Here is a 3,186-nt window from a genome sequence, read left to right as displayed (position 1 = left end):
GGTCAAGACCCTGACCGGCACGGTGGAGTCGGACATCATCCTGATCCCCGAGGTATTGGGGGTGGGGGAGGTGGCCATCAGCGACCACAGATCCAGTGCGCCGACCCACGATGAGCTGGCCAGGCTTGCCAGCGAGGCGCGAGTAGCCGGGCTGCTTGCGGGCAAGAGCGGGGTCAGCTTCTTCCATGTCGGGGATGGCAAGGGGGCATTGGCGCCCCTGCGGGCCCTGCGCGATAAGACCGACATTCCGCTGCGCCAGCTCTATCCCACTCACTGCAACCGCAACCCCTGGCTCTTTGCCGAGGCCATAGAGTGGGGCAAGGCGGGAGGTTGGGTAGATCTCACCACCTCGAGCTTTCCCGATCTGCTGGAGGATGGCGAGCGGCTTGCTGCCGATGCACTCGTCGAGCTGCTGGCCGCCAATGTGCCTGCCGAGCGCATCACCTTCAGCTCGGATGCCAACGCCAGCCTGCCGCGCTTTGATGGCGAAGGGCGGCTAATCGAGATGCGCTGCGGTCAGATTGCCAGCCTGTGGCTGCAGTGCGTGCGCGCGATCCGTCTCGGTGTCTCGCTGGAGAGGGCGTTGGCCGTGGTGACAAGCAATCCGGCGCAGGCGCTGGGGCTTGGCAGCAAGGGGCGTATCGGGGTCGGGCAGGATGCGGATCTGCTGCTGGTGCACGACCGGACGTTTGCTATCGAGCGAGTGATGAGTGGCGGCCAGTGGCGCGAATAAGGCTGCGGGCAATATCGCAGCCAGTGCGAGTGCGTGGTTGCTCCAAGCAGCAAAAGCCCGACAACAAAGTCGGGCTTTTTTATCTGCAATGTGGGAATCAGGCTTAGAGCGCCAGAAACCCGAGGATCAGGATGGGGCCGAGCAGGCTCAGGATAAAGCCGGAGACAATGGCCACCGGCACCACCTGAATACCCCCTGATTTCTGGATAACCGGCAGAGTGAAGTCCAGCGCCGTGGCGCCGCCGTAACCGATGGCCGCCGAGGGGTGGCGTCGCATCAGGACCGGGATGATCAGAATGGCGATAAGCTCACGCCCAAGATCGTTGATAAAGGCAGCAGAACCGAGCACCGGCCCCAGTTTGTCGGCCACCAGAATGCCGGAGAGCGAATACCAGCCGAAGCTCGAGCTCATCGCCAGACCATGGGTAAAGGGCATGCCCAGCAACTGGGCCGCCAGCAGGCTTCCCAGCCAGCTGCTGAGGATGACGGTGGCGGCTATCTTCATCCCCCAGGGATTGAGCAGGATCTGGCGCAGCCGCATGCCGGAGTTGCGCATCTGCACCCCGATGAGAAACAGCAGCAGCATCAGGGCCCACTCGCTCCACTTGTCGATGGGCAGTGCGCGCAGATCCACCAGCAACCCGAGCAGCACACCGCCGAGCACCACAAAGCAAAGCTGCAGGGATTCCCACAACAGGTGTAGCTTGCTCGGCATCTTGGTATCACTCGCCTCGTGGGTCGGCGGCGTGCGCTTGTCGAGCCACCAGAGGGCCAGCAGGTTGCAGAGCGTGATCGCGGTGAGCATCACCCCGGCGACCTTGAAGATCACCGCCAGATTGCTGCCCAGGTTCTCCACATAGGCAAGCCCGAGCCCCATCAGAAACAGAATGAGGTAGACCATCTTGCCCAGACTCTGGTTGACCAGCTTGATCAGCCGGGCAGAGGAGAGGGGAATCAGATAGCCGATTGCCAGTGGCAACAGGATCAGCAAGACATTGAGCAGCATCGAGGCCTCGATCACAAAAACTGATAAAAACACCACCTTATCATTACTTATTGGCTCTGTGTCACATATCTCTCGCTTTCATGGCCGAAAACAGCCCTTTTGGGGGCAGATTGTTACTTTTTTGCCACAACCTCTCTGTTTGATAAGGTTCTGTGCGAGCCCGAGTGCACCAATGAAATCAAGTTGATCCGATCGGGGGGCCGATATTTCGCTCTGAAAGGGGGTGCATAAAGCCATTTTGGTGCCGGTTTGGCACACATCACGCTTTTCTCTTGCCACTGATATGATTGGGGTATAAAAAGGCGGTATCGGAATAGCCATTGAAACGGCTGTTTATGCAAACAAAGTGCTGAAAAATACGCAAAGAGCGAATAAAAATAGAGCGAATCCCCTGAAGACCCTCGTTCTGTATTGTTTTTTCACTATCCGGGTGATATTTTCGCTGAAGGTTGCCATCGGTTAACTTTTTGTTAAATGGACGATGGTTGAGTCACGCCCCCTGCGGCGTCTAGGGACAGACAAGGTTGTAATGGATGAGCGACGTTGCCGCACTGGAAGTACGTGATCTGCACAAATATTTTGGCACCCACGAAGTGCTCAAGGGCATCGACATGACCGCCCACAAGGGTGATGTGATCTCCCTTATCGGCTCCTCCGGCTCGGGGAAGTCGACTTTTCTTCGCTGTATCAATTTGCTCGAAACCCCCTCATCCGGCACCGTCTCGCTCCATGGCGAACTGATCCGGATGAAAACCAGCCGCGCCGGCGAGCGGTTGCCCGAGGATATGCGTCAGGTTGAGCGGATCCGCAGCCGGCTGGCCATGGTGTTTCAAAGTTTCAATCTCTGGTCACACATGACCATCATGCAGAACATTATCGAAGTGCCGATCCAGGTGCTCAAGGTGCCTCGCGCCGAAGCTCTGGCCAAGGCAGAGCAACTGCTCAACCGGGTTGGACTCTGGGAGCGGCGCGACTACTATCCCGGCCACCTCTCCGGTGGTCAGCAGCAGCGGGCCGCCATTGCCCGTGCGCTGGCGGTAGAGCCCGAGGTGATGCTGTTTGACGAACCCACCTCGGCGCTGGATCCCGAGCTGGTGGGGGAGGTGCTCGGCCTGATGCGCGAGCTGGCCGAAGAGGGGCGCACCATGCTGGTGGTGACCCACGAGATGTCGTTTGCCCGGGATGTATCTAACAAGGTGATGTTTCTGCATCAGGGGCGGGTGGAAGAGGAGGGCAACCCCAAGGAGATTTTCGCCCATCCCAAATCCGAGCGGTTCAAGCAATTCATCTCCTCCATCTACTGATGGCGGGATGCCTGGTTACCCAATCAACTGTTTTATCAAGGAGAGATACATGAACAAGCTGATGCTGGCGACAGCCGTAGTTACTGCCCTCGCGTCCGGTAGCCTGATGGCCAAGGAGTGGAAAGAGGTCCGGATCGGGGTTG

The 3,186-nt window shown here is 58.7% G+C and carries 3 protein-coding genes and 1 pseudogene; 3 read left to right on the top strand and 1 reads right to left on the bottom strand.

All coding sequences use genetic code 11. The features are described from left to right. Positions 1-733, top strand: a 733-nt coding sequence (locus DBR30_RS20030; protein WP_108588495.1) for an amidohydrolase family protein, incomplete at its 5' end; no start/stop codon positions are given. 103 nt (positions 734-836) lie between these two features. Here DBR30_RS20030 and DBR30_RS20025 read toward each other — a convergent pair. Continuing rightward, complete coding sequence (locus DBR30_RS20025) at positions 837-1,739, bottom strand: lysine exporter LysO family protein (protein ID WP_108540448.1); 903 nt, start codon at positions 1,737-1,739, stop codon at positions 837-839. A 533-nt stretch (positions 1,740-2,272) separates the two neighbouring features. Between DBR30_RS20025 and DBR30_RS20020 the strand changes: the two genes are divergently transcribed. Together DBR30_RS20020 and DBR30_RS22670 are read left to right on the top strand one after the other, a co-directional pair. After that, positions 2,273-3,043, top strand: a complete 771-nt coding sequence (locus tag DBR30_RS20020) for an ABC transporter ATP-binding protein (RefSeq protein ID WP_005337310.1) — start codon at positions 2,273-2,275, stop codon at positions 3,041-3,043. Between the two features lie 49 nt (positions 3,044-3,092). Then, a pseudogene (locus tag DBR30_RS22670) lies at positions 3,093-3,186 on the top strand (ABC transporter substrate-binding protein); the annotation flags it as partial.

Origin of the sequence: Aeromonas sp. HMWF017, from assembly GCF_003061465.1 — a bacterium.
Taxonomy (GTDB): domain Bacteria; phylum Pseudomonadota; class Gammaproteobacteria; order Enterobacterales; family Aeromonadaceae; genus Aeromonas; species Aeromonas veronii.
The sequence above is the reverse complement of the archived record's forward strand: the minus strand, read 5'-3'. Positions and strand labels throughout refer to the sequence as shown.